General features: G+C 41.1%; 26 protein-coding genes and 2 tRNA genes. 14 read left to right on the top strand and 14 right to left on the bottom strand.

The window, feature by feature from the left end; translation table 11 throughout:
* The first annotated feature begins 148 nt into the window (after window positions 1-148).
* A complete protein-coding gene (locus KW060_RS01790; RefSeq protein ID WP_249036763.1) occupies window positions 149-1,360 on the top strand; it encodes a multidrug effflux MFS transporter in 1,212 nt (403 codons plus the stop codon).
* 39 nt (window positions 1,361-1,399) lie between these two features.
* A complete protein-coding gene (locus KW060_RS01785) occupies window positions 1,400-2,530 on the top strand; it encodes a TauD/TfdA family dioxygenase (protein WP_249036762.1) in 1,131 nt (376 codons plus the stop codon).
* Window positions 2,531-2,618: 88 nt separating this feature from the next.
* Here the strand turns inward: KW060_RS01785 and KW060_RS01780 are convergent, their stop codons facing one another.
* From KW060_RS01780 to KW060_RS01750, 7 genes are all read right to left on the bottom strand, one after another.
* Window positions 2,619-4,082 carry a pyridoxal phosphate-dependent decarboxylase family protein gene (locus KW060_RS01780; protein WP_249036761.1) on the bottom strand — a complete coding sequence of 488 codons (1,464 nt, stop codon included), beginning with the start codon at window positions 4,080-4,082 and terminating at the stop codon, window positions 2,619-2,621.
* Between the two features lie 42 nt (window positions 4,083-4,124).
* Window positions 4,125-4,913 (bottom strand): AraC family transcriptional regulator, encoded by a 789-nt coding sequence (locus KW060_RS01775; RefSeq protein ID WP_249036760.1) that lies wholly within the window; start codon window positions 4,911-4,913, stop codon window positions 4,125-4,127.
* A 382-nt stretch (window positions 4,914-5,295) separates the two neighbouring features.
* Window positions 5,296-5,372 (bottom strand) — tRNA-Arg (locus KW060_RS01770).
* Window positions 5,373-5,392: 20 nt separating this feature from the next.
* Entirely contained in the window at window positions 5,393-5,680 is a 288-nt protein-coding gene (locus KW060_RS01765; protein ID WP_249036759.1) for an ETC complex I subunit, read from the bottom strand.
* 100 nt (window positions 5,681-5,780) lie between these two features.
* Window positions 5,781-6,209: an RrF2 family transcriptional regulator gene (locus tag KW060_RS01760; RefSeq protein WP_249036758.1), complete on the bottom strand. Its 429-nt coding sequence runs from the start codon at window positions 6,207-6,209 to the stop codon at window positions 5,781-5,783.
* A gap of 122 nt (window positions 6,210-6,331) precedes the next feature.
* Window positions 6,332-7,483: a dual-specificity RNA methyltransferase RlmN gene (gene rlmN, locus KW060_RS01755; RefSeq protein ID WP_249036757.1), complete on the bottom strand. Its 1,152-nt coding sequence runs from the start codon at window positions 7,481-7,483 to the stop codon at window positions 6,332-6,334.
* A 50-nt stretch (window positions 7,484-7,533) separates the two neighbouring features.
* Complete coding sequence (locus tag KW060_RS01750) at window positions 7,534-8,052, bottom strand: invasion associated locus B family protein (protein ID WP_249036756.1); 519 nt, start codon at window positions 8,050-8,052, stop codon at window positions 7,534-7,536.
* Between the two features lie 249 nt (window positions 8,053-8,301).
* On the opposite strand from KW060_RS01750, the gene KW060_RS01745 reads away from it, so the two are divergent.
* The 10 genes from KW060_RS01745 to KW060_RS01700 all read left to right on the top strand — a co-directional run bounded on the left by KW060_RS01745 (window position 8,302) and on the right by KW060_RS01700 (window position 16,913).
* The gene (locus KW060_RS01745; RefSeq protein ID WP_249036755.1) at window positions 8,302-9,009 is read left to right on the top strand and encodes a CoA transferase subunit A; all 708 of its coding nucleotides are present in this window, start codon (window positions 8,302-8,304) and stop codon (window positions 9,007-9,009) included.
* Window positions 9,010-9,011: 2 nt separating this feature from the next.
* On the top strand, window positions 9,012-9,656 hold the full coding sequence (locus tag KW060_RS01740; protein WP_249036754.1) for a CoA transferase subunit B: 645 nt from the start codon (window positions 9,012-9,014) through the stop codon (window positions 9,654-9,656).
* Window positions 9,657-9,743: 87 nt separating this feature from the next.
* The gene (locus KW060_RS01735; RefSeq protein ID WP_249036753.1) at window positions 9,744-10,706 is read left to right on the top strand and encodes a hypothetical protein; all 963 of its coding nucleotides are present in this window, start codon (window positions 9,744-9,746) and stop codon (window positions 10,704-10,706) included.
* Between the two features lie 24 nt (window positions 10,707-10,730).
* Window positions 10,731-11,603: a DMT family transporter gene (locus tag KW060_RS01730; protein ID WP_274757310.1), complete on the top strand. Its 873-nt coding sequence runs from the start codon at window positions 10,731-10,733 to the stop codon at window positions 11,601-11,603.
* The gene (locus tag KW060_RS01725; RefSeq protein ID WP_249036751.1) at window positions 11,603-12,079 is read left to right on the top strand and encodes a low molecular weight protein-tyrosine-phosphatase; all 477 of its coding nucleotides are present in this window, start codon (window positions 11,603-11,605) and stop codon (window positions 12,077-12,079) included. Before KW060_RS01730 ends, KW060_RS01725 begins: the two co-directional genes overlap by 1 nt.
* A 72-nt stretch (window positions 12,080-12,151) precedes the next feature.
* Window positions 12,152-12,883, top strand: coding sequence for a Bax inhibitor-1/YccA family protein (locus tag KW060_RS01720; protein WP_249036750.1), 732 nt, complete (start codon window positions 12,152-12,154; stop codon window positions 12,881-12,883).
* Between the two features lie 111 nt (window positions 12,884-12,994).
* On the top strand, window positions 12,995-14,206 hold the full coding sequence (gene soxC, locus KW060_RS01715) for a sulfite dehydrogenase (protein WP_249036749.1): 1,212 nt from the start codon (window positions 12,995-12,997) through the stop codon (window positions 14,204-14,206).
* The gene (locus KW060_RS01710) at window positions 14,196-14,747 is read left to right on the top strand and encodes a c-type cytochrome (RefSeq protein ID WP_249036748.1); all 552 of its coding nucleotides are present in this window, start codon (window positions 14,196-14,198) and stop codon (window positions 14,745-14,747) included. Before soxC ends, KW060_RS01710 begins: the two co-directional genes overlap by 11 nt.
* A 21-nt stretch (window positions 14,748-14,768) precedes the next feature.
* The gene (locus KW060_RS01705; RefSeq protein ID WP_249036747.1) at window positions 14,769-15,998 is read left to right on the top strand and encodes an aminotransferase class V-fold PLP-dependent enzyme; all 1,230 of its coding nucleotides are present in this window, start codon (window positions 14,769-14,771) and stop codon (window positions 15,996-15,998) included.
* A 6-nt stretch (window positions 15,999-16,004) separates the two neighbouring features.
* Window positions 16,005-16,913, top strand: coding sequence for a DMT family transporter (locus tag KW060_RS01700; RefSeq protein WP_249036746.1), 909 nt, complete (start codon window positions 16,005-16,007; stop codon window positions 16,911-16,913).
* A 1-nt stretch (window position 16,914) separates the two neighbouring features.
* Here KW060_RS01700 and KW060_RS01695 read toward each other — a convergent pair whose 3' ends face one another.
* The 4 genes from KW060_RS01695 to KW060_RS01680 all read right to left on the bottom strand — a co-directional run bounded on the left by KW060_RS01695 (window position 16,915) and on the right by KW060_RS01680 (window position 21,547).
* The gene (locus KW060_RS01695) at window positions 16,915-17,361 is read right to left on the bottom strand and encodes a TadE/TadG family type IV pilus assembly protein (RefSeq protein ID WP_249036745.1); all 447 of its coding nucleotides are present in this window, start codon (window positions 17,359-17,361) and stop codon (window positions 16,915-16,917) included.
* Window positions 17,362-17,371: 10 nt separating this feature from the next.
* Entirely contained in the window at window positions 17,372-17,878 is a 507-nt protein-coding gene (locus KW060_RS01690) for a TadE/TadG family type IV pilus assembly protein (RefSeq protein WP_249036744.1), read from the bottom strand.
* 10 nt (window positions 17,879-17,888) lie between these two features.
* Window positions 17,889-19,349: a TadE/TadG family type IV pilus assembly protein gene (locus KW060_RS01685; protein WP_249036743.1), complete on the bottom strand. Its 1,461-nt coding sequence runs from the start codon at window positions 19,347-19,349 to the stop codon at window positions 17,889-17,891.
* Window positions 19,350-19,531: 182 nt separating this feature from the next.
* Window positions 19,532-21,547 carry a S9 family peptidase gene (locus KW060_RS01680; RefSeq protein ID WP_249036742.1) on the bottom strand — a complete coding sequence of 672 codons (2,016 nt, stop codon included), beginning with the start codon at window positions 21,545-21,547 and terminating at the stop codon, window positions 19,532-19,534.
* A gap of 231 nt (window positions 21,548-21,778) precedes the next feature.
* Here KW060_RS01680 and KW060_RS01675 point away from each other — a divergent pair, with 231 nt between their 5' ends.
* Complete coding sequence (locus tag KW060_RS01675; RefSeq protein WP_249036741.1) at window positions 21,779-22,432, top strand: APC family permease; 654 nt, start codon at window positions 21,779-21,781, stop codon at window positions 22,430-22,432.
* Between the two features lie 14 nt (window positions 22,433-22,446).
* Window positions 22,447-23,238, top strand: coding sequence for a hypothetical protein (locus KW060_RS01670; RefSeq protein WP_249036740.1), 792 nt, complete (start codon window positions 22,447-22,449; stop codon window positions 23,236-23,238).
* 96 nt (window positions 23,239-23,334) lie between these two features.
* Here the strand turns inward: KW060_RS01670 and KW060_RS01665 are convergent.
* The 3 genes from KW060_RS01665 to KW060_RS01655 all read right to left on the bottom strand — a co-directional run bounded on the left by KW060_RS01665 (window position 23,335) and on the right by KW060_RS01655 (window position 25,623).
* Window positions 23,335-23,411: transfer RNA gene (locus KW060_RS01665), tRNA-Met, on the bottom strand.
* A gap of 96 nt (window positions 23,412-23,507) precedes the next feature.
* Entirely contained in the window at window positions 23,508-24,647 is a 1,140-nt protein-coding gene (gene mnmA / locus KW060_RS01660) for a tRNA 2-thiouridine(34) synthase MnmA (RefSeq protein WP_249036739.1), read from the bottom strand.
* A 58-nt stretch (window positions 24,648-24,705) separates the two neighbouring features.
* Complete coding sequence (locus KW060_RS01655) at window positions 24,706-25,623, bottom strand: flagellin (RefSeq protein WP_249036738.1); 918 nt, start codon at window positions 25,621-25,623, stop codon at window positions 24,706-24,708.
* Window positions 25,624-25,632 lie beyond the last annotated feature (9 nt).

The raw sequence follows: 25,632 nt of genomic DNA, 5'->3' as shown, positions 1-25,632 counted from the left end.
CATTATTTTTATTATTATTGACAAGAACATTATACTAATAATATGAATAAATCAAGAACAAAATGAGAACATGTATTTTTTTCATTATATGTTTGTTGTTTTGATCAATTCCACATATGAATAAAGAAACGATAAAAAAGAGCCACGAATGACCACTAAGCCAAAAATATCAGACCGTGAATTTATTGCGTTAATGGCAGTGATTATGTCATTGGTCGCACTCGCGATTGATTCAATGCTTCCTGCATTAAGCAATATTGCAGACGACATCAACATCATGGATTTAAACGACAGCCAATGGATTATTTCATTTGTTTTCTTTGGTATGTCAGCGGGACTTCTATTTTATGGACCACTTTCCGATGCTTATGGAAGAAAACCAATTCTTTATATTGGTGTAACGCTATTTCTAATCGGTGATGTTATTTCCATAATGGCATCCGACCTCACCATTATGTTAGTAGGCAGGTTCTTACAAGGATTCGGTGGTGCAGCTTGTCGTGTCATCACCGTTGCCATGGTTCGCGACCGTTTCGAAGGGGCCGAAATGGCCAAATTTATGTCGCTAATCATGATGATATTCATTTTGGTTCCCGCACTGGCACCATCCGTAGGACAATTCATATTATTTTTTGCCGGATGGGAATATATCTTTGGCTTTATGTTCTTATTCGGTTTTAGCGCGATTATGTGGTTTCATTTCAGACAATATGAAACACTCGCCCCCGAAGGAAGACATCCATTTACATTATTTAGAATTGCCACGAGAACGATTGAAGTTGTCACCAATCCTGTTTCGATTTCATTCACCATCGCTTCCGGTATAGTTTTTGGATCATTCATTGCTTATTTAAATACATCGGCCCAGATTATGCAGGGCCTATATAATGTCGGTGATATGTTTGCCGTATATTTTGGTATTCAGGCTTTTGTATATGGCGCATCTTCATTCTTGAATTCAAAATTACTTTCCAAATATTCTATGGAAACAATTTGTCTTTTCTCATTATCGACACTGACTATAACCAGCATCTTATTTTTCGGTTATTTGCAAATCAATAATCATGAAATGTCCTTTGCGATGCTGATGATATATTTATCGACAACATTTTTCAGCATAGCGCCTTTGTACGGAAACTTTAACAGTATGGCGATGCAGCCTTTCGGTCATATGGCTGGCGTTGCTACTTCCGTGATGAGCGCCATTCAAACTTTTTTCGCAGTAATTGTTGGCGCAATCGTCGGGCAAATGTATAACGGAACTGTAGAACCACTCGTCACCAGTTTTATGGTATGTGGCATCGTTACATTATTGATTTTTACTTTTGGCAGAAAAAAGCTGAACAAAGCCAAAGCATAATTTTAAATAATTGGGGGAATATTATATTTGAGGCATTAATTGAACGTTACGTTTAAAAAAAATAGACTTTATCTTACGGAACCTGATGGGTTTGATTTCACATATAGCGCCCTATGGTTAAGGGAAATGAGCGATAACCCAGCATTTCGTGACCCCCAAACTGGACACAAAATCGCGGACGCGGATGAACTTCCGCTTGATCTGGAAATTAACAATTTAAAAATCATTGATCGCCATATAGAAATAACCTTTAGCGATCTTCACCAATCCACCTATTCAATTGATAATTTACGTGAATACACCGAAGAGCCAACATCAAAAGAACTGATCGGAAGTAAAGAATATTGGGATTCAAATCTTGATCCGTTACCGTGGCATGACCTTACTGAAATAAAAAATAACCCTGAACAACTGCTTGCTGCTTTAAACGATCTTTCCAAGCTTGGCTTCGCCCTTATCAGAAATGTACCTTCTGAAATGGATGGCATGCGAGAATTCACTGATCTGCTTGGCCCGATTAGAACAACAAACAATGGAATTATCGAAGACATCAAAGCCCTTCCACCAGGTGACGTCTATGATCTTAGCATGACAGCGAGAGCCCTTGAACCGCACACAGATAATCCATTCAGGTGGCCACAACCCGGATATGTGTTGCTACATTGTCTTTCCAACACAACAGAAGGCGGTGAAAGCGGTATGACCGACGGCTTCAGAGCAGCTTATGAATTAAAAAAACAATCGCCAGAATTGTTCGATGTCCTTTGTACCGTTCCCATCAATTGGAAGTACAGTGATGAACAAGCCATTCTTGAAGATTCATCAACCTTCATCGAATTAAACCGTAATCAAGAAGTCAGCCATGTTCGTTTTCATGGTCGCAGTGACCGTGTATCTATCACAGACCCAGATAAATTGGATTTATTTTATAAAGCACGGCGAGAATTTAAAAAACTGATCCAGTCAGACGAGCTTGAAGTCCGGTTTAAATTAAAAGAAGGCGATATGTTCATTGTTGATAATTACCGCATTATCCATAGACGCACTGCATTTAAACCAGAAACGGGAAAACGTCATATGAGGCAAGCATACATTGACCGCGATGTCATTTCCAGCAGGCAAAAGGTTCTTGCCAGAGACACGAACGTTCAAGCATGGCAAGCGCGTTAATTTATGGTGTACCCGGAAGGATTCGAACCCTCGACCTACGGATTAGAAGCCCTTTGTTCAATCCAGCTGAGCTACGCGTATAATTTATTTATTCGATATGAAGTGAAGCTAATAGATTAAGACTATGTATCACATCATCATATTTGACGTTCGGATTAATGAGACATAATCTGAATACCTTCTCCTCGTAAATTTCTGTTGTTGTAATCAATGCAAATCCATCGTTAAGCAGGCCCTCGACAGCGCTACGCATTTTTTTCTCGCAGCGGTTTTCTTTTTCTTTTGATCGGAAATTTAAAACACCTATGGAGGGCTTCGTGACGATTTCCCAATCATTTGAAATATTAATATGGTGTGCTACTTCTTCTGCTATTAAGATCCCTCGTTCAATGCATTTTGTCAGTTGTTTTACACCATGGGTTTTAAAAAACATCCACAATTTTAGCGCCCGAAAAGATCGTGTTAGTTGTGGCCCATAGTCGAAAAAATTTATTTCTTTACTTAAATAATACTCGGCTTCGATACTACCATCCAATACTTCTTTTGCTTCTCGAAGATATTCCGCCTCCATGGAAAATGCATTTTTCAGCAAATGACCATTTCGCACTAACAAACAGCCAATTTCATATGGTTGGAACAACCATTTGTGTGGGTCAAGTGCCAGACTGTCTGCCATTTCTAGGCCTGCTAATAGTTTCTTACCTTTTTTAGTAAGATAGGCCGCAGCACCATAAGCACCATCAACATGCATCCACAAACTATACTGATCACAGATTGCTCTCATCTCATATAATGGGTCTATTGCACCACTGCTTGTAGTTCCTGCTGTGGCAATAACTACAAAAGGTTTGAGGCCATTTTCAATATCCTGCTTAATAGTTATTCTTAAAACATCCATTTTCATAGAGAGGTCTTCATCAACAGGTATAACTTTATATTGGTTAGGAGAAAAACCTAAAATCTTAAGAGCCTTCTTTATGGTTGAATGAGTTTGACAGGTTCCATAAACAACAAGTGCGGGATCATGTCCAGTGGGGCTTCCTAGAACATGTGTTCTGGCTGCATGCAATGCTGTAAGGTTTGCCATTGAACCACCACTTACAAAAACCCCAGCCGTTTCGATAGGAAAATTCATCAATTGTCTGAGCCAATCCAAGGTCATTGCCTCAACAGCTGCAGCAGAGGACCCAACGAATGAGTGCCCAGCAAAAATATTAAACCCAGAACTTATTGCGTCAGCAAGCGTACTAATAAAATTACCTGACCCAGGGACGTATCCATAAAAACGAGGATGGTCAGTGTGCGTGATCCCGGTAAGAATATCCTTATCAACCTGTTCCAATATCAGGGAAGGGTCCATACCATTTTCGGGCAAACTAGTTTCTAACATTGAATTATAAATCGATCGATTTTGATAATTATGGACCGGCTTTTCTTCAATATTGGCAATATGATCAACAATCATATCAATAACTTGGTACCCCAATTTCTTCATCTGACCTGGTGGCAGATTTAAGGATTCGGGTTCATTAAAATCGTATTTTTTTGTCATACGTAAATAATAACGATGTGAAAAACTAATTCTTGTACGATATTAGCAAATTCGAGTAAAAGATCGGATATATTGTCCTGGCGTCAATCCAACGCTTTTTTTGAAGTGGCGATGAAAATGGCTTTGATCAACAAAACCACATTCTATTGCTGTATCGGCTATTCTCATACCATCCAATAAATATCCCATTGCCTTTTCGATGCGGCAACTCATCAAATATTGGTATGGAGAAAGGCCAAATGCTCTTTTAAATGATCGAATAAGATGTGTTGGATGCATCCCTACAGAGTCAGAAAGAGTTTTTAATTCAACAACAGTTTGACATTCTTCTTTCAAATAACACTTTAAATTTTTGAGTTTATCACGGCTCAGTGGTTCATTTTCAAGGCTTCTGCCATATCTGTCGATCAATTTAGAAAGACATAACTCAAAATATTCTTCACTAAGCATTTTATCATAATTACCATTGGAAAGTATGAAGTAGAGTTTTTTAAGCATCGTCAATATTGTAGGATCATTTACGATAAATCCACTATCTGGTCCCTCTCCTAAAAACGATACACAATCTTTCTGGTTAAATTCAATGAAAGCTTTCGGAATATTTATGCAACTATAACGCAACCCCTCGCCATCAAAATCAGCGCCATCATGAGCTACCCCAGGATTTATGATAGTAACACTTCCGACACCTGCTATAAGCCTGTCCGAAGCACAGCTAACGTCGCATACTCCCTCATCAATGATACCGATGGAAAGTGCGTCATGCACATGTGGTTTTAAACGATTTCTTTTTATTGAAACCTCACCAACTCTTATCGAATGATTACGCATAAATGCATTTATACAGTGACCAAATTAATAGAGTAAAGGAAAAGATTCTCTACCCTAAAAAGCAATCTAGTAGCCACACACTTCCATTCACCTTCATCTGCTTCGATTTCGAGTTGGATTCAATCTATTTAAAGCCGACAAACCATTAATAAAGGGGACACCCGGAAGGTGTCCCCTTTATTAATGGCGCGCCCAAATATCAAGAATTTAAAACTATTCGGGCGCAAATCATTTCTTTTTTCCGCAAGGAAACAAGGAAGGATTGACCTCGGCCGCTACGCGCCCTCCGTCTCCTACGCTGCGCTTCGGAACCGAACAAGGCTTGAATCTTCGAGGGCACGAATTAATAAAGGGGACACCTAGAAGGTGTCCCCTTTATTAATGGCGCGCCCGGAAGGATTCGAACCCTCGACCTACGGATTAGAAGTCCGTTGCTCTATCCAGCTGAGCTACGGGCGCATAATTTATGTATTCAATGATTATGAACGATAGGCAAATACATCCGCATAGTTCTTAAGACGTTTTTTACGGACATGTGGCTCATGAACGACATAATCAATATTATTGCGCTCAGCATATGCCACAGCTTCATCCTTGCTGTCAAAGGTTAATCTTATTTGACTCTTCATATCCGATGAACCGGTCCATCCCATTAATGGATCAATTTCTTTTGATTGCTCAGGTGCATATTCAAAACGCCATTTGTCACAACGCTTCATTCCTGATTGCATAGCATTTTTCGTTGGTTTAAAGATACGTGCTACCATAATGATTACCTTCAAAATAATTTCTTGCCCTCTTTTACTCTACAATTCCAATGAGGAAAAGAAGAAATTATAAGACTCTCGGAAAAAAGATTTAAAAATATTATTTATCAAGGAAATTGATCGGCGTAGCGCCTTTTATCAAATCGGCAAGAGTGTATTTGTTAATCGTACCCATGAATGCGTCGAGTGCTTCTTGCATCACATTACTGAAATTACATTCTTCCTGTAGTAAACATCTGCCTTCTTTATTACCAAGGCATTCAACAAGGGTCATATCTTCTTCTGTGTATTTAATAAGCTCACCAATGTTGATGTCTTTTGGTTCTTTCGCAAGACGGAAACCGCCATTTTTTCCGCGAATGGTTTCCAGATAATCGCCCTTACCAAGGTGATGGATAACTTTCATTAAATGATTACTGGAAATGCCGTAAACTTCTGATACCTCGCGGATTGATGCAAGCTCGCCATTCTTTTTGGCGACATACGTCAAAACCCTAACCGAGTAATCTGTAAAAGAAGTAAGTCTCATTAATTATCCACCGGAATTTACTAAATACTGTCATAAACATGTAAAGTTTTAAACCAAACATATGGTTTAGACAAGTCTATATATAATAATAGTTCTTAAGAGCGCGGTGTAATGAAATTTTATTAGCTCGCTTGTGGCTTTTTCTTTCGTGCTTTTTCAGATTCAGATTTTAGCTGTCCGCATGCCGCAAGAATATCTTCGCCGCGCGGTGTTCTAATCGGCGCCGATATTCCACGATCAAAAATTATCGATGAGAATTTTTTAATTCTCGCGTTACTTGGTCTTTCATATTCAGAACCAGGCCACGGGTTAAACGGGATCAAGTTTACTTTTGCATGAAGCTTATAATCCTTGATTAGTTTCACAAGATCGAGCGCATCTTGATCACTGTCATTCACATTTTTTAAAAGAATATATTCCAGTGTTATTTTCCGGCTGTTTTTAATGCCTGAATAATTCTGAAGCGCCGTCATCAATTCGTGAAGCGGGTATTTGTTATTGATCGGCATAATTTTTGTGCGCGTTTCATCATTCACCGCATGAAGTGATACAGCGAGATTTACGCCCATCTCATCACCACAACGATAAATTTCCGGCACCACACCTGATGTGGATAAGGTAATACGGCGACGTGACAGGTTAATACCGTTATCATCCATCACAATATGCATCGCTTTATTGACATTATCAAAATTATAAAGTGGCTCACCCATACCCATCAGCACAATTGTTGAAACCAACCGTCCTTCAGATGGGCTTGGCCATTCACCAAGATGGTCACGTGCTACAAGCAACTGCATGATAATTTCAGCAGATGTTAGATTTCTAACCAGCCTTTGTGTTCCTGTGTGGCAGAATTTACAGGTTAATGTACAGCCAACTTGCGATGATATACATAACGTGCCGCGGTCTTCTTCCGGGATAAAGACTGTTTCTACTTCCTGCCCATCAGGGAATTTCATCAACCACTTGCGTGTACCGTCTTTGGAAATAAGATTTTCCACAATTTCCGGGCGACCGACATCAAAATTTTCATTTAACTTTCCCCGCATATCTTTTGAAATGTTGCTCATTTCATCAAATGATTTTGCACCGCGAAAATAAATCCAATGCCAAATTTGCTGAGCACGCATTTTGCATTGTTTTTCAGGCACACCGATTTCTTTTAATTTTTCGGCGACCTCATCACGTGTCAGTCCAATAAGACTTTTATTTTCATCAAAAGTATGGCGTGGTGCAACTAATGGCTCCACCCCTAACGGCAAAGTTTTCATAATCAAATCATCTCAAGTTTTAGGCAGGCTGTCAAACACAGCCAAATTCCTTAACGACAGGCGCTTGTAATCGCATTATGCGCTGCTGTAAAGCCTGATAGTGAAAATTCATAGCTTGTGGCATTACCACGACCACTGGTCGCATTAAGCACCATTCTGTTTCCACGTTTCATCGATGCAATCAACGCCGCATCCTGTTTTGCGTCATACGCCCATGCACCATCTTCGGATGTGAATAGATCATCCTGTTTTTTACGGTCAATATTGACACGAACCTGTGAACTCGTTTGGAAATTATAACCGGCAATGAAATTAAACTCATTCGTGATTTGTTTTGCAGGTTTGTGTGTCACTGTGATGAATGGATTACCGTGCCTTAATGAATTTGGTCTTTTCACTTTTGGCACAGAAATCATATAACATTCAGTTTCACCTGAATCCTTGCTCAATTTAAATGCATCCCAATCACGATTGCTGCTTAAAAGCTGGCGGCTATCCGCCATCGCAACGGATGTAAATACCAATGAAGATGAAATGGCAACAGATAACCAAGTCATTTTTTTATTCATCAAATTTCCTCTTAAAATCACATCTTTTTGGCAATTATCTGCCAAACGGTTCAAGTCTATTTTATAGTTATAAATCAATTTTGTCAGAATTTTGATTATATTGTAACGATTGTCAATAATTTCACACGATTTTTCTTTAATTTTTGCTGTTTTTTTGTCTGCTAATCTGATTATTGTAGCAATAGATCAAAATTTGATGTAACAAACATATTGTTACAAATGAAACTAATTTCAAAAGGACTTGAGATCATGAGCAAAGTCTATGAAAATGCGACTTCCGCATTGGAAGGCATCTTATCCAATAATATGACAATAATGGCTGGTGGATTTGGATTATGCGGTATCCCGGAAAATCTAATCATTGCCCTTCGCGATAGCGGCACAACAGGCATTACGGCCATTAGTAATAATGCAGGTGTTGATGATTTCGGGTTGGGATTACTTCTGCAAACCAAACAAATTAAAAAAATGATCTCTTCTTACGTTGGTGAAAACAAGGAATTTGAAAGACAGTATCTTGCAGAAGAACTTGAACTTGAATTTAATCCGCAAGGAACCCTTGCAGAACGCATTCGTGCGGGTGGCGCAGGCATACCGGGTTTTTATACGAAAACCGGTGTCGGCACATTGGTTGCAGAAGGAAAAGAACATAAAGATTTCGACGGTGAAACATACATCATGGAAACTGGTCTAAAGGCCGATGTTTCCCTTGTTAAAGCATGGAAAGGCGATAAAGAAGGCAATCTGATTTTCAGAAAAACCGCCAGAAACTTTAACCCTATGATGGCAACGGCCGGAAAAATCACCGTAGCCGAAGTAGAAGAACTGGTTGAAACAGGAGAACTCGATCCGGATCAAATCCACACACCGGGTATTTTTGTGCAGCGCATCATCGTTTCAAAAGATCTTGAAAAACGCATTGAACAAAGAACAACACAACCAAGAGAAGGAGCATAATCATGGCTTGGACAAGAGAAGACATGGCGCGCCGCGCAGCTCAGGAACTTAATGATGGTTATTATGTAAATCTTGGTATTGGTATTCCGACACTGGTTGCCAACTTTATTCCGGACGGCGTTGATGTCACGTTACAAAGTGAAAATGGTATGCTTGGTATGGGACCCTTCCCATATGAGGGCGAAGAAGATCCCGACCTGATCAATGCAGGCAAGCAAACAATCACAGAACTAAACCGCACCAGCTATTTTTCATCCGCCGACAGTTTCGGCATGATCCGTGGCGGCCATATTGACCTAAGTATTCTGGGTGCTATGCAGGTATCCGAAGAAGGCGACCTTGCCAACTGGATGATACCAGGCAAGATGGTTAAAGGCATGGGCGGCGCTATGGATTTGGTTGCTGGCGTAAAAAAAGTTGTGGTGATCATGGATCATAATGCGCGTGACGGCAGTGCAAAATTACTGAAAAAATGCACATTGCCGCTTACCGGTGTGGGCGTGGTTGATATGATTGTTTCTGATGTCGGTGTTTTCACCATAAATGATCAGGGTTTAACCTTAACAGAGCTGGCGCCGGGTGTTACAATTGACGACGCCAAAGCCAGAACCGAGGCCGATTTTAAGATTGCAGCAGATATTTCATAAAAAAATATGCCATTATGTTATAAAATACGCTATAAAGGCTGACTGATTCATAATAAAGAATAAAAATTATAGAGACTTGATTTTTGTATGCTTAATTTTAAGAAAGTCATTCTTGCATTTTCAGCGCTGATTGCATTTACAAACAACGCTGCATTAGCGACAGATTTTAAATTTGCTGATGTTGAAACCGGCATAAAAATTCTTACGGCAGATGATGAATATCTGACCGCAATGAAACCAATTGAAATTGCATTACGTGTTGGTTCGCCGACGGCTGACAAAACCATTGATGATTTAAAAGCACATTATGCGGCAAATGTCATTCCGTGGCCGGAAGCCGAAAAAGCACTTCTTAAGGCGCTTATTGTCACACATAAAAAGAAACTTGCCAAAATTGCACACTTGTTACCGGATGAGGTTTATTTCATCAAAGTTACCGATGAAATTGAAGGTGGCGTTCCGCACACGCGTGGTAATGCCTTTATTTCACCAGCGCGCAGAACATCTTTATCAACAAAGCTATTTTTCCATCAGATTTTCCACATCATCTCAAGACATAACCGTGTAAAACGCGCAAGCCTTTATAAACTGATTAATTTCCGTCCTTGTTATTTCCAACCGACGGAAGATGTTGATAAATACAGCGTCAGAAACCCGGAAGCACCGTTTACAGAATTTTTTGTACCTGTGGAAATCGATGACCGCGACACATATGTGATGACCCATCTGCATACAACACATGATGGTTTCGATGCGAGTATTGAGCGTGGTTTTGATGGTCATATATCCGCCGATTTATTAGAAGTCACCGTGGATAAAGGAATATGTAAGCCTGTGATTAAAGCGGACGGAAGCCCAAGCATTTATAAACATGAAGATGTTCCGGATTTTTATGAACAGGTTGGCCATAACACGAATTTTGATTACCACCCTGAAGAAATCATTGCAGATAATTTTGCATTTCTTATGATGAGGAAACGGGACCTGATCGATCCTGATATCCCAAGAGATATCGAAGACTGGCTCGATATAGACATCCGATCACGATAAATAAATCAAAACTGAAAGAGAACAATGGACATAAACGAAAATTTGAAAGGTCCATTGTTTATGCTGCTGAGCTGTCTTTTGTTTTCAACAATGGGCGGCCTTATCAGATATTTATCGGTTCATGATATCCACCCCTTTATGACTGCATTTGTCAGAACATTATTCGCGATCATATTTCTTATCCCCACCTTTTCCAAAGTCGGCCTTCGCGGGTTAAGAACAGAAAGATTAGGGCTACATTTCTTTCGCGGCATGGTATCAGGCATTGCGGTGATTGCCAGTTTTTATGCGGTTACCGTTATTCCGCTGGCCATATCCACATCATATAGTTTCGCGGCGCCCATTTTTGCAACGATCTTGGCAGCCATATTCTTAAAAGAACGCATCAGGTTACCACGCATCAGCGCCGTGATCGCAGGCTTTATTGGTATGCTGATACTGTTAAGACCCGGATCAATTCCGTTTAACAGCGGTGTTGCGGCAGCGCTTACTGGTGCCTTTACAGTTGCCATCGCCATTATTTGCATCAGAACCCTAAGCCAATCCGACAAACCGAATGTGGTGGCTGTGTGGTCATTGCTATTCACATTACCGCTTTCCTTCATTGTGGCGTTGACCCAATGGTCATGGCCGCCTGTCGAGTTATGGTGGGCCATCATCGCCGTGGGTATGTGTGCCGCCATGGCCCAATATTCTATTTCAAAAGCATTTGCACAATCAGAAGCCACAGCCATCTTACCCATCGATTTCACAAGATTGATTTTCGCGGCTCTGATCGGGTATTTCTTTTTTGATGAAACACCGGATATTTACACATTCATCGGTGCATCGATTATTCTAGGCAGCGCAGTATATGCCGCCCACCGTGAAGCGATTAACAGAAAACAGGATATATAATGATAAAAATACTATTCGTCTGTCTTGGGAATATTTGCAGATCCCCAACCGCAGAAGGGGTGTTCAGACATAAAGCATCAGAAGAAGGATTAACGGACATCATGATCGATAGCGCCGGAACCGCCGCCTATCATATCGGTAATCCACCTGATAAACGATCACAACACACGGCAAGTAAATATGGTATCGATCTATCCACCTTACGCGCGAGGCAGGTTGCATATTCCGATTACACAGAATTTGATTACATCATTGCCATGGACAATGAAAATTTACGCAATATGCAGTCAGAATGCCCGGGCGAACATCGTCATAAGCTTTTCAAATTTACTGAATTTTGTGATCGTCACGTTGGCGAACCGGTCGTTCCGGATCCCTATTACGGTGGAAGTGACGGTTTTGAAAAGACATTTTCAATTATTGAGGATGCCGCCGAAGGTTTCCTAAATCATATAAAAAGAGAACATAATCTGTAAAACTCTTGAAATATTGTGATGATATGACAATATATAGTGTAACTATGTTTATTTTTGAAAGGATTGATTTTAATGGTTGATCAAAACCAATATTATTCAAATTCACGCACACAGACTGCGGCAGAGATCGATGAGGGCCTGCGCGCGTATATGTTAACCGTGTATAATTACATGGCATCTGCGCTTGCGCTTACGGGTCTTGCTGCATATGTGACAGCGAATACGCCTGCATTGGCTTCGCTCTTTTTTACAGCTGAGGGCGGGCGAACAGGTTTAGGAATGATTCTATTTATCGTGACTATTGGTTTATCATTCGGAATTAGTGCAGGCTTGAACCGTATGAAAGCTTCAACTGTTCAAATACTATATTGGGTGTTTGCTGTATTATTTGGTGTTTCATTATCATACGTACTTATGATTTATACAGGTGTAAGCATAGCCAGAACGTTTTTCATAACAGCAGCGGCTTTTGGATCACTAAGTATTTATGGTTATACAACCAAAAGAAACTTGGCCCCTTTGGGAACATTCTTAATGATGGGGCTAATTGGCCTACTCATTTCCGGGCTTGTAAATGCATTTTTCTTGCAATCTACAATGCTACATTTTGTAACATCTGCAGTAGGCGTTCTAATCTTTGCAGGGTTTACAGCATACGATACACAGAAAATAAAATTATGGTATGATATTAACGACAGTCATGAGGTTGCTAAAAAGAAAGCGATTTATGGAGCTTTAGATTTATACCTAGATTTCATCCTTCTATTCTTACACCTACTCCAATTCCTAGGCAACCGCGAATAGATCGTAACCGATTGATTTAAAACCCCGCCCTTAAAAATTCGGCGGGGTTTTTTATTGCCAAATTGCATTTCAGCGATCATACTCTTTCTCCATACTCAGGGAGAAAAAATCATGAAATCATCCAGAAGACATTTTATGCAGGCTAGCCTGGCGGGAAGTGCCGCGCTGCTTGCGGATAGTGCACTCGCGCAGGATACTACACTGATACCAGGGCGCGGACCGGGGGAACCAATTGATAGTTCTGTTACCTATGCTGACAGATCACCCTATGTAAAAGACGCGAAAATGCGGGGATCTGCAAACGGTCTTGTGGGTGGTGGCTTTACCCCACTTCAACACAGCCGCGGCATGGTCACACCATCCGGTCTTCATTTCGAAGTACATCATAGCGGTGTTCCTGATATTGATCCGAGCGAGCATAAATTGCTGATCCACGGATTGGTGGATGATGAAAAAATATTTACCATGGAAAATCTTCTGAGATTTCCATCGGTTAGTCATTTTCATTTCCTTGAATGCGCCGGAAACGGTATGGGTGAATGGATGGCCCCGCGCGGCAAGACCGTTCAGCAAACACACGGACTTACAAGCTGTTCCGAATGGACGGGTGTTTCATTAAAAGTGCTGCTTAATGAACTTGGAGTTCGTGGTGACGCCAAATGGATATTGGCCGAGGGCGACGATGGCGCCCGCATGACCCGAAGCATCCCGCTTTGGAAAGCGATGGATGATGCGTTTCTTGCCTATGCGCAAAATGGTGAATTCCTTCGCCCTGAACAAGGATTCCCGCTGCGCCTTATTGTACCGGGTTTTGAAGGCAACATGAATGTCAAATGGCTACGCAGGTTAGAGGTTGGTGATAAACCATGGTGGACCCATCATGAAAACACCGAATATGCCGACCCACGACCCAATGATGAAATCCGCGCCTTTTCATTTTATATGGAAGCACGTTCTGTCATCACATCCCCATCCGGAGGAATGAAGCTGAATGGCCCCGGTTTTTATGAAATAAGCGGTCTTGGCTGGTCTGGTCATGGCACCGTCAAAAAGGTTGAAGTATCAACGGACGACGGCAACACTTGGCAGGACGCGACATTGCAAGGCCCAGTACTTCCGAAATGTCATACGCGCTTTACCCATCCATGGCGTTGGGACGGCAAAGAAACAACAATCCTTAGCCGCTGCACCGATGATACCGGATATGTTCAGCCGACCTATGATGAAATGTATAAGCTTCAGGGTCCCGTTGGCATAATGCATAACAACGCCATCCAGAAATGGCACATCGCACAAGATGGGGAGATTACAAATGTTCGCTAAATATAAAAATATTATCGGTTTTACAGCCGTTGCAACGTCCCTCACCTTTGGTGCTGTTTACGCGACTGCGCAAGAAAAATATGGCTTCGGCACATCCGTCAGCCCCGATGAAATTGCAAGATATGACGGCGATATTCATATTGATGGTACTGGCTTACCAGACGGCAGCGGCAATGTTGCCCTTGGCCGTGAATTATATGAATATCAATGTGCCGTATGCCACGGTGAAAAATTAGAAGGCGTGCGCGCAATGGGGGCAGGCAGCATGCACGAAGGTCGCCGCGATATCAAAAAGCTACCCTATGCAACATCACTGTTTGATTTTATTCGCCGTGCCATGCCACTGACCGACCCGGGCACACTTAGCAATGATGAAGCCTACGGTTTAACAGCATTCTTACTTGTTGAAACGGGTGTGATTGATGATCCGGATTTAACACTTGATGCAGAAAGCCTTAAGGCCATAAAAATGCCAAACCGTGATAAATTTATCATTGATCCGGATTCGCGTTTCACTGCTGAGGACCTGGCGGATAAGTAATTTGTAAAAGAGGGAAAATTAATGGATATCACCAGAAGAAAATTTGTTGGGGCAACTTCCGCTGCGCTTGTCGCATCGCCAATGTTAACGGCGGCGCGCGCGGCAAGTAACAGCCATGATGACCCGCTTGGTATTCGTTCAGATTTCCCGCTTTTAAAAACCACAAATTACCTCAACACGGCCTATCATGCAGTTTCCCCCAATCAAGTTGTGGAAGCAGGCATTAATTTTTTCAAGGACCGTGCTGATCCAGCCGATAGTATTGGGCCATTCCTTGCGGAAGGGCGTGTTGTGCGCGGAAAGTTTGCAAACCTTGTGAATGCGGAACAGGGCGAAATCGGACTAATTTACACCACAACAGAAGCCGAAAATATTGTCGTTAACAATCTTGGACTAAAAGCCGGTGACAATGTGGTGACGGATGATCTTCAATATAACGCGAGTTTTATTCTCTATGATTATTTCGCCAAGAATATGGGCGTAGAAGTCCGCATAGTAGAACGCGATGAAACAGGCCGCACACGGTTCGAAGATTTCGAAAAAATGGTTGATAACAATACGCGCATTGTTTCCGTGTCATTCGTATCCCATGAAAATGGTTTATGTCATGACCTTCGTCCGTTATCCGACCTTGCCCATGCAAATGGCGCCTATATTTACGTTGATGCTATTCAAGGCGTCGGCATGGTCGAACTTGACGTCAAGGCGGCAGATATCGACTTTATGGGATGCGGCACATATAAATGGCTACTCGCCAGTTATGGTACGGCTTTCTTTTATGTAAAGCGTGAATTACAGGACATGATCGCCGCTGATCGTCGCGGCATGTTCGCCGTGACCGATATGGAAAAATTCCGTGATTTTGATCCGTACCCTGATGCGGCAAAATATGGTTTTGCAACACCGGCCTTTGGGTCCGTATCTGTTGTTGGAACTGCGCTTGATTATATTGGCCGCATTGGCGTAAACAACATAGAAGGCCACACAGTTGCCCTTGCCCACAAAATGCGTGAACATATTGTGTCGCTGGGCCTTAAGTGCGATACACCCGAAGGGAACAGGTCATCGGTCGTGACTTTCTATCACGGAAAATCGCCGGATGCTGTCAGATCACAATATCAAAATGAAAACATCAAGGTCACATACAAACATGGCGGCACAAAAATCCGCGTTGGCGCATCACTTTTTAACAACGACGCAGACATTGATCATTTTAACGCGGTCACATCAGAAATCGCGAAACTGGGATAATTCACCATGACTAAAAAAGAGTTATTAGCGATTTTAATCGCCCTTTCCGCCTGCGTTATCTGGTCAGGTAATTTTGTGATCGCCCAGGGTGTCAATGAATGGATAAAGCCATTTACCCTTGCGTTTTGGCGCTGGCTGGTGGCGTTTATTTTCATATTGCCTATCGGATTAAAAGCAACCATTAAAGAATGGCATTTGGTAAGGGATAACTGGAAATTCATGGTGGTCATGGGGATTATCGGCATCGGGTTTTATAACACGCTGATTTATTTCGCAGGCCAATTTACAACAACCCATCATATTGCCATCGTATCTGCCACAGCGCCTATCGGGACGCTGGTCATTGCCGGTATCATGGGTGTGGAAAGATTATCCAGATATAAAGTTCTGGGTGCGATTTGCGCTTTCATTGGCGCGCTAATGGTTGTGACCCATGGTAATCCGCTAACCGTATTCAGTCAGGATTGGAACAATGGTGATATTATTTTGATATTCAGTACGCTGATTTGGGCGGCATGGAGCGTTGCAATTACTTTTAAGCCAAAAGAAATGTCAACGAGGACATTCTTAACCGCGATCATGGGTATTGGCACATTGTTCTTACTGCCTTGCTATTTATGGGAAGCAACCTATGTGGCACCAACCCCATTCACATTAGAAGCATGGGGCATATATGCATATGTGGGAATTATGGCATCCGTTGTCGCATGGTTCGCATGGCAGTATTCTGTGGATAATATCGGCTCCGTTAAAACCAGCCTGATTTATTACAGCATGCCAGTCTTCAGCGGCATACTCGCCATAATCATATTGGATGAACCCGTTGAAACATACCACATCATTGGGTTCGTGCTTGTATGTAGCGGAATTATCATTTCCAATTTAAGAAAACTTGGAATTGTGAAAGAGAAATAAACTAATCAATACCTTGCACAAGGAATGCTTTTGACTCACCTTTCATTGTCACTTCTAGTTCGGACAAAAGTGGCATCATAGGAGAATATGAATAACTGATAGATATATCAACATTTCTTCGCCCTTCGTCATCGGGATCAGCAGTAGTGATAGTAAAATCGGAAATCAAATTGTCATCAATTAAATACATAGAACGCTTAGCATATGTCTTGATGTCAGCTTCAAGCCCATCAAGATAATCGCTGTCAACACTCGTATTATCAAAATGCACCATGGCATATCTGGATGCTTGAGCAGCTGAATAGCTTAATACATTTTGCAAGAAAACTATTCGGCAAAGTTCAAAGAAAAAAAACGTCAATGCCAATGTAACAGGAATTACCATTGCAAATTCTACAGCAACAGCTCCATTTTCACTTTCTCTAAGTTTTCTTAACTTCTGAAACATTTAACGTCCATTATTTACTATTAATTTTTATGGTAGAGCTGGATGACAAGTTAATATATCCATCAGGCAACCAATTATAATTTAAAAGTGGTGGCACAAACGTTTCTGAAACTGTTACTTCCATATACGCACCAAAATCAGAAACACAAGTTGCCGTACATAATTGCTCAGTCCCGCCGCATGTACAATAAAGATTAGAAACAATTGTTGTTGTATCATTCGATGACGATGCAAGATGGGAATTCACTTCTGCAGAAGTAAGTGATTCAATATCTGCAATAACCGTAACTTCATTCGTATCTGCATTAACGTTTGTGATTGTAACAGGTCTCATCACCATTGCGTATTGAATACCAGCTTTTACAGCGTTTGTAATTTCCATTTGCCGCACATACGCAGAACCATAATCAACCGCAGCTACAAGCATTAAAATAATCACTGGCGACAATAGCGCAAGTTCTAACGCAGAAGTGCCGCTGTTATCTTTTGTAAATTTTTTAAGAGAAAATCTTATCATGTCACGCCCATTATTCAACCAACAACGCAATGCGAACTGACGTACCACTATTATTAATTAGGTCCCAAATACCATATGCTGTACATGTAGCCTCAGTCAACGAAAGATTATATCCGTTGCTACCTGAAAATTTTGCAGTTGCGCTAACAGACATTCCACAACCACCGACATTATTCGAATTACCAATCCATTCCAAATCCTGAGATGGCATATAAACGGCGCCATCTAATAAAACATTCGCACCACCGTTAATTTTATTGGCATTATTTTCCCAATCTTTATTTCGGTCAACATAAAGAGTAACACCTGCATATTGCGCATTTTCTGCTGACCACGATGCAACCCCAGCTACCGTGGGAGGAGTCAAATTAACGGTTGCGCCAGCATTAATATTTACATCACCAATAGATGATGAAGTATCACCAGTTAAAACGATTGACACACCTGTTCCAGAAATATTATCGCTGGAGCCAACAGATAAATTCAAACCATCATCAAATATATAGACGCCTGTATCCATTGTGATATTCTCACCACCAAAATCAATGGCGTTATTACTACTTCCCGTATTACAATAACGCCCTGGCTTAAAAGTATAACCTGTAACATCACCACTATCGTTCGTTTCTTCAATGACAAATGATGGATAATCCGATGCAAGCGTACTTAATGAATTACCTCGTCCGTTTCCAACATTTACTTCACAAGTAGACGGTATCGCAGGCACAGTTAAATCAGGAAAAGGATCATCAGTGCCAGAAGTATACGTATTAACATCTGTATCCACATGGATATCTGTGCTGCCACCAATTTTAATATTTCCAACTGCGTTAATAGCTGAAACCAATTCCTCTAGGGTTGAATTACCACTTAGAATAACTGAATCTTCAGCTGTTGAATTAGAAGAAAGCGCACAATTCACATCAATCGTTGTGGTGCCGATTGTTATAAGGGCACCTGATGCTGATTCATCCAGTGCTACGATACATCCACCGCCACCACCAGCAACAATTTCACGTGTCCCAGCAGTAGCTGATGCCGTTACCATAACGTCACTAAAACCTAAAGCTCTCGTGAAAAACCCTTCTACTGGTGATGAAATTACCGCATGCACGTAATTATTTTGACCACTATATGATCCAGCCGAAGGCGGACTGCTGACAGTTAGTGAATTGCTACCGCCAACAGTAAATCCGTTATTTGCAGCATCTGCAATTGCAATTGCAGACAAGCTTGCCTGCGTGGCTGTGCTGTTATTATCCAATTGATTTCTAATTTCCAATGCTGCGGCCATTACGGCTGCATCAACAGTACTTTGATTATGCCGTTTTTGTAAAAACCAAACAGACGTATCAAACGCCAACCCAGCAAACCCAACAAAAATCGGTAACATAATACCCAAATATACAGCTGTTACACCTTTTTGGTGACTATGACATTTCTTTAATAAATCTAGATATTTTTTTAACATCTTTAATTCCCTAGACACATTTAGATTTCCTCAATGGCCCATTTATCCATGAAATTACCATAACGAGTTCTTGTAAAAGAACCGTTAATTTAATTTAAAGTTGTAAAAAATTTGTATTGCCCAACAATTTACCAGCAGTGAGTATAACATACATCATAATTGACGGCAAGAATTTGGGAGTTTTACTGCCCTATTACATACTTATCATACCACCCCAAGAAACGCTCTAACCGATCCCGTTGGAAACTTGGCCTTCTGATGCCATGATGCTCATTTGGGTAAACGATTAATTGGGTATCAATTCCCAATCGTTTTAGACCTTGATAAAGTTGTTCTGAATTCTGAATTGGAACATTCCAATCAAGTTGTCCGCCCATCACAAGTGTCGGCGTTGTGATTTTACCGATATTATTGAACGGATTAATCGCTTCCCATGCATCAATATTTTCCCACGGAAGACCAAATTCAATTTCCCACTGAAGTTGATAATGATCATGACCATAATTGGCGCGGTGATTTACCTCGCTTGCACCGGTCACGGCACCTTTAAAGCGCCCTGATTGTGTAATCACATAATTGGTAAGAATTCCACCATAAGACCAGCCACCAACACCAAGACGGTCATCATCACTGATGCCGTTCGCCACCAAATAATCAGCAATTTTATCAACATCTGCAAAATCCGGCACTCCCCATTGGCGGTTCAGTGAATATGTAAAATCACTGCCATATCCGGTTGATCCATGCGGGTTTGGAAGGACGGCGATATATCCATTCGCGGCATATAACTGTCCCCATGTATCAAACGCCGTATCATGCTGACTAACCGGACCACCATGAAGGACAAAGATAGTCGGATAAGCTTTACTGCTGTCATAGTTTGGTGGATAGTAAACGAAACTTTCAACTGGCTCGTCATTCCAACCCGGCACTTTTAATCGTTCGACATTCGCAAGCTCAATTCCATCCAGAAGTTCATCATTAAGTGTTGTGATGCGATTTGCCATTCCATCATTCAAAACATGTACATCGTGTGGAATGTGATGGCTTGATTGGATGGTAGCGATGGTTCCATCCTGACCAACATCATAATCACGAACCGTTATTTCGCCATTTGTATGAGTGGTCATATCACCACCATTAACACCAATTGACATTAATGGGCCATTTCCACCTTCGTCGGGTAAGAAATATATACTTTGACCATCTTTTGAAAATGATGGGCGGTAGACCATATAATCATAATCTTTGGTCAATATGTTGGCCTTGCCACTACCGTCCGATGCAATTACCGCAAGCATTGATGTCGCATACCATAATTTTTCAGGCTCCGTGATTGTAATGTGGGCAATCCATTTTCCATCCGGCGACCATGCAGGGCTGCTGTCTGATCCTTTATTCTTGGTAATCTGGGTCGGTGTATATTCGCCCGCATCCGGATCAGCCGTTACCACCCAAATATCACTGTTGGAATTGCCGTCCGGATCACCTTCTCTTTTGGACACAAATGCAATTTTGCTTCCATCTGGTGACCATTTTGGATCACTATTATCATAATCACCGGCTGTAATTTGAATTGGATCTTCATCACCATTATGAAGGTATAAATGCGTTCTACGGCGATCTAAGTAACCCACATAATCGCGTTTAAACTGTAGGCGGTCGATAACGAAGGGCTTTTCTTTTGGTGCATCAACCTCTTCACCATTCTCATCCAGTTCTTTTGGTTCCGGATCTTTGATGGATAGTAACATTTTACTACCATCCGGCGACCAAAGAAAACCTGAAACGCCTTGCTCAACATGGGTATATTGCTGCGCCTCACCACCACGGCGGTCAAGCAGCCAAACTTGTGATTTGGCATCATCGCCTTTTCCACGTGTGCCTATAAAACCCAACGAACTGCCATCAGGGTTCCACTGCGGACTTCCCGCATTTAAATATGATGCTGTCATTGGGATTGTTGTTTTTCCATCAACGGATGTCATCCAAATTTGGGAATACCCCTTATCTTCTTCTTCGTCATTGCGACTAACAACATAAGCAACCCATTCACCATCCGGGCTCACCGTCACAGCACTAGGGGTTTGAATACCAAGAATATGATCAATACCAAATTTATTTCCTTCATCAGCAAATGCGGTTGCTGATAAAAACATTACATTTAAAATCACTACTGCAATATTTTTAATGTTCATGACATTCCCTTTATTTTTTGATGTTGTGTAATTATTATTTTTGATAAACATGCAACAAAATCCTAATTAATATGAATATGTCGCAACTCACATTCTATGCATTATACAATTAATATAATTGTATTCTAGTTCATTTATTTTCGCATAGCTGAAAAAGAAAGAACTTATATTTCTAATCGTTATAATTAATATCAGCATTTAGGGATAAAGCAATTACAGGGAACCAATAGCATGAGTACAAATACACTGGCAAAAGGCGTAAAATTGCATCAATTATTTGCCATTGGATTTGGTACTATGGTCGGTGTTGGCTGGATTATGCTCGCCGGCGGATGGATAGAAAGCGCAGGCACTTTTGGCGCTTCTATTGCATTTTTTGTGGGTGCCCTCGCCGTGATGATCATTGGTTTATGTTACGGTGAAATGGGGATGATGTTCCCACAATCCGGGGGCGAAGTTGTTTACGCATACGAAGGATTTGGCACAGAAATTTCATATGCAATGGGCTGGTTTTTAGCATTAATTTTTATTTCAGCATGCGCCTTTGAGGCAGTCTCAACCGCCTGGATACTCGGTGCCATTTTCCCTGCCCTCAGCCAAGGCACAGCACTTTATGAATTTTTAGACGCACCAATTACCGTTTATTCATTATTAATTGGCGTAGGCGGCAGCGCCATCCTCACATGGATAAATTTACGCGGCGGTAGAACGGCAGCAAAATTTCAAAACTTAGTAATTATTCTATTCATTCTTTCTGCAGCTTTTTTTATCATTGCCGGTATTGCAAACGGCTCTATGGAAAATGCCAAGACAAGCTGGATGGCGAAAATCAAGAGCATGAAAGTAATAATTAATTCTGACAATTTTTTAACAAACACTTATTGAACAAAGGTCGATTTATGAGTGAAGAAAACGAAACAGATTTTTCCATTTCTGATTTATTAAAATGGGGATCATTAATATCAATTGGTCTAATTATGTCATATCAAGTTGGATTCTACCAAGAGATAGGCTTCCAGTTTTTCACAATACTGAGTTTGCAAGATCATATAATGATTTTTTTAAAGTTAACACCATATGTATTTTTATCACAAGCACTTGCTTTCTATATTGGGTTGTCTGCAGCAGAAGAAAATAGTATCGCAAAAGATAGTGCTATTAATTCAACAAAATATAAAGCAATTTTTTTTGATATATTAATGCACTTTGCTGCATTCTTAATGATACTTAAACTACATTCGTGGCTCAGCGTATTGGGGTGGTTTTCAATGCTTATATGGTTAAAGTATGGACTAAGCATGTTAACACCTGCGCAAAACTATATTGATAATAACGTGGCGTTAAGAAATGCAATTCATTGGCTTCCGGCATTTTTCGCTTTATCATTCACTTATGGTGCTGAAAAAGGAAGCATTCTTTTATATGATGAAATTAAAAAGCCTTGGGTGATTTGCAATGAAGTAACTTTTCAATGTAAAAATGCGGAAGTCATTTCGATTTTTGAATATGGAATTTTATTTAAAACGGAAAAAAGAGTGAATTTTAAGTATAATAGTTCAAATATAATTGTCTCTTCCTCTTTTACAAATGACGTCCACACAACACCTTGGCAAGATATAGGTGATTTCTTGAATATTGAATGGATAGCAAATACGATTGATATTAGTCATCCGAAGAAAAGCAGCACGTAAAACTAATTATAAGTATGGTGACCCAAGATAGGAACTACATCGATAGATACTTTATTATAAAAAAACCGACCCAAAAGGTCGGTTCATTTAAACATTTGGTAGCGGGGGAGGGACTCGAACCCCCGACACGCGGATTATGATTCCGCTGCTCTAACCAGCTGAGCTACCCCGCCATACCAAATATGTTTTCCGACTCTAAAATAGCGTCAGACAGCGCTCTTATAGTGAATTGTTATTTCGCTGTAAACAGATATTTTTAATTATTGAAATTATAATGTGAATGATGTCTCAGCGCTGGCAATCCAGCCACCACCAAGCACTCTGTCATCTTTATAAAAAACGGCTGCCTGTCCTGTCGAAACGCCGTATTCAGGTTTGGTCAGATTAAAATAGGCTTCTTGTGAATTTTCACCTGGGAAAAGTGTCGCTGGCTCCGCAGGGCGTGTCGATCTAACCTTGACCATTACATCAAGACCGTCTTTCGGAATTTCAACATCACCAAGCCAGTTAACCTCTTTAATGCCGACTTTAGAAATTTCGAGCGCTTCCTTTGGCCCAACGATGACTTGTTTTTTATGAGGGTCAAGCTTGATGACATATAACGGATCGCCACCGCCGATACCCAGCCCACGACGCTGGCCAATTGTATAATAAATAATACCTTTATGTTCACCAAGCACACGACCATCCATATGAACGATTTCACCAGGTTCACCAGCGCCCGGCCTTAAGCGTTCAATTACACTCGCGTAGCCACCTTCTGGTACAAAACAGATGTCCTGACTATCCGGTTTATTGGCTATGCTTAAACCATATTTTTCCGCAAGTTTACGCACGTCATCTTTAACCATACCGCCAAGAGGGAAACGTAAATAATCCAGTTGATCTTGCGTGGTTGCAAAAAGGAAATAGCTTTGATCTTTTGCCGGATCCACCGCTCGGCGCATTTCTGATTTAATTTCACCATCAATGCGCTGAACATAATGTCCTGTGGCCAATACATCTGCATCAAGATCTTTTGCTGTGATTAGCAAATCTTTAAACTTCACTTCCTGATTACATCTGACACAGGGAATGGGTGTTTCCCCGCGAATATAACTGTCGGCGAAATCTTCCATCACGCTGTCTTTAAAACGGCTTTCATAATCGAGTACATAATGGGGGATACCGATGGCTTCGGATACACGGCGCGCATCGTGAATATCTTGACCCGCGCAGCATGCGCCTTTTTTCTGAATAGCAACCCCATGGTCATAAAGTTGAAGCGTAATACCGATCACGTCATAACCCTGATCTTTTAACATTGCAGCCACAACGGAACTATCGACACCACCTGACATGGCGACGACAACACGCGTTTCACTTACGGGCTTGGCAATTCCAAGGCTATTGACTTCATTCTGTTCCATGACCGTCACATAATGCTTTGGCTGCAAAACTTCAAGTCATTAAGTAATTTTCAAGTCATTAAATGAAGTTCAGTAACGATAATCGGGATAATTCACTGGTTAGCTTATAAGAAACCTCAAGCGCCGTTTGATCATTATTCACACGAGTGATCGCTTCGGCCATATTCACATCTTCGATATCGGAAATGAAATTTAACATGAAGTTTTCTTGTTCCTGATGCTCCTCGAGCAGTTCATCCGCACGGCCATAGCGCATACCGTTACTAGATAGAACGATACGCAAATCTTCGATCACCGCGTCAAAAGTTGCCAGCTCACCTTCAATGAATGCATTCTGCGCTGGTGTCAGATCACCCTGAATTGGGGTCAGGTTATTAAAATCTGCAATGGTTTTAATTGCTGCGAATAAATCTTCTGCAACTTCATCCGCAAGCAAGCTATATTCCATATCCGTATTTTTACCAATTTTTGCAATGGCCTTACGACCATCATTTTGGAACATATCTGACGCAGAGGCAGCGGCAACAAGATCATTTAATTCAGTTCCAACAATCGGATCAACATCTGTGCGACCACCACTGAAAATATGGACGCCGCCAATATCAGTATTTAAGGATGCAATCATTGAACTAAAGGCTTCTTCAATTGTATCCATAAGTACAAATGTTTTATCCTGCGCAATACTTTCAAGCATCGCATGGCGAATATCTTCCGCCTTACCAATGACATTTTCAAGCTGAAGGTTATTAACATCAAGATTACGTTTCACATGTGTCGCCGCATTGATGTAACTTGTCGTGCGGTCAAGAACGTTTTTAGAGCCAAGAAGCGTGCTTAAGTCACCACTAACCTCTTTATAACTTTCAAACTTTTTACCCGTCGCAACCTGTTTTTGATCTTCGAATAATTTGGATTGGTTATTAAGCAGGCTATTTAACATTACCTGCTGTTGTCCGAAACTTGATACGCGTGTCATTTTCTTATC

Origin of the sequence: Pseudemcibacter aquimaris (assembly GCF_028869115.1) — a bacterium.
Classification (GTDB): domain Bacteria; phylum Pseudomonadota; class Alphaproteobacteria; order Sphingomonadales; family Emcibacteraceae; genus Pseudemcibacter; species Pseudemcibacter aquimaris.
This window is presented reverse-complemented; position numbering and strand designations above follow the sequence as displayed.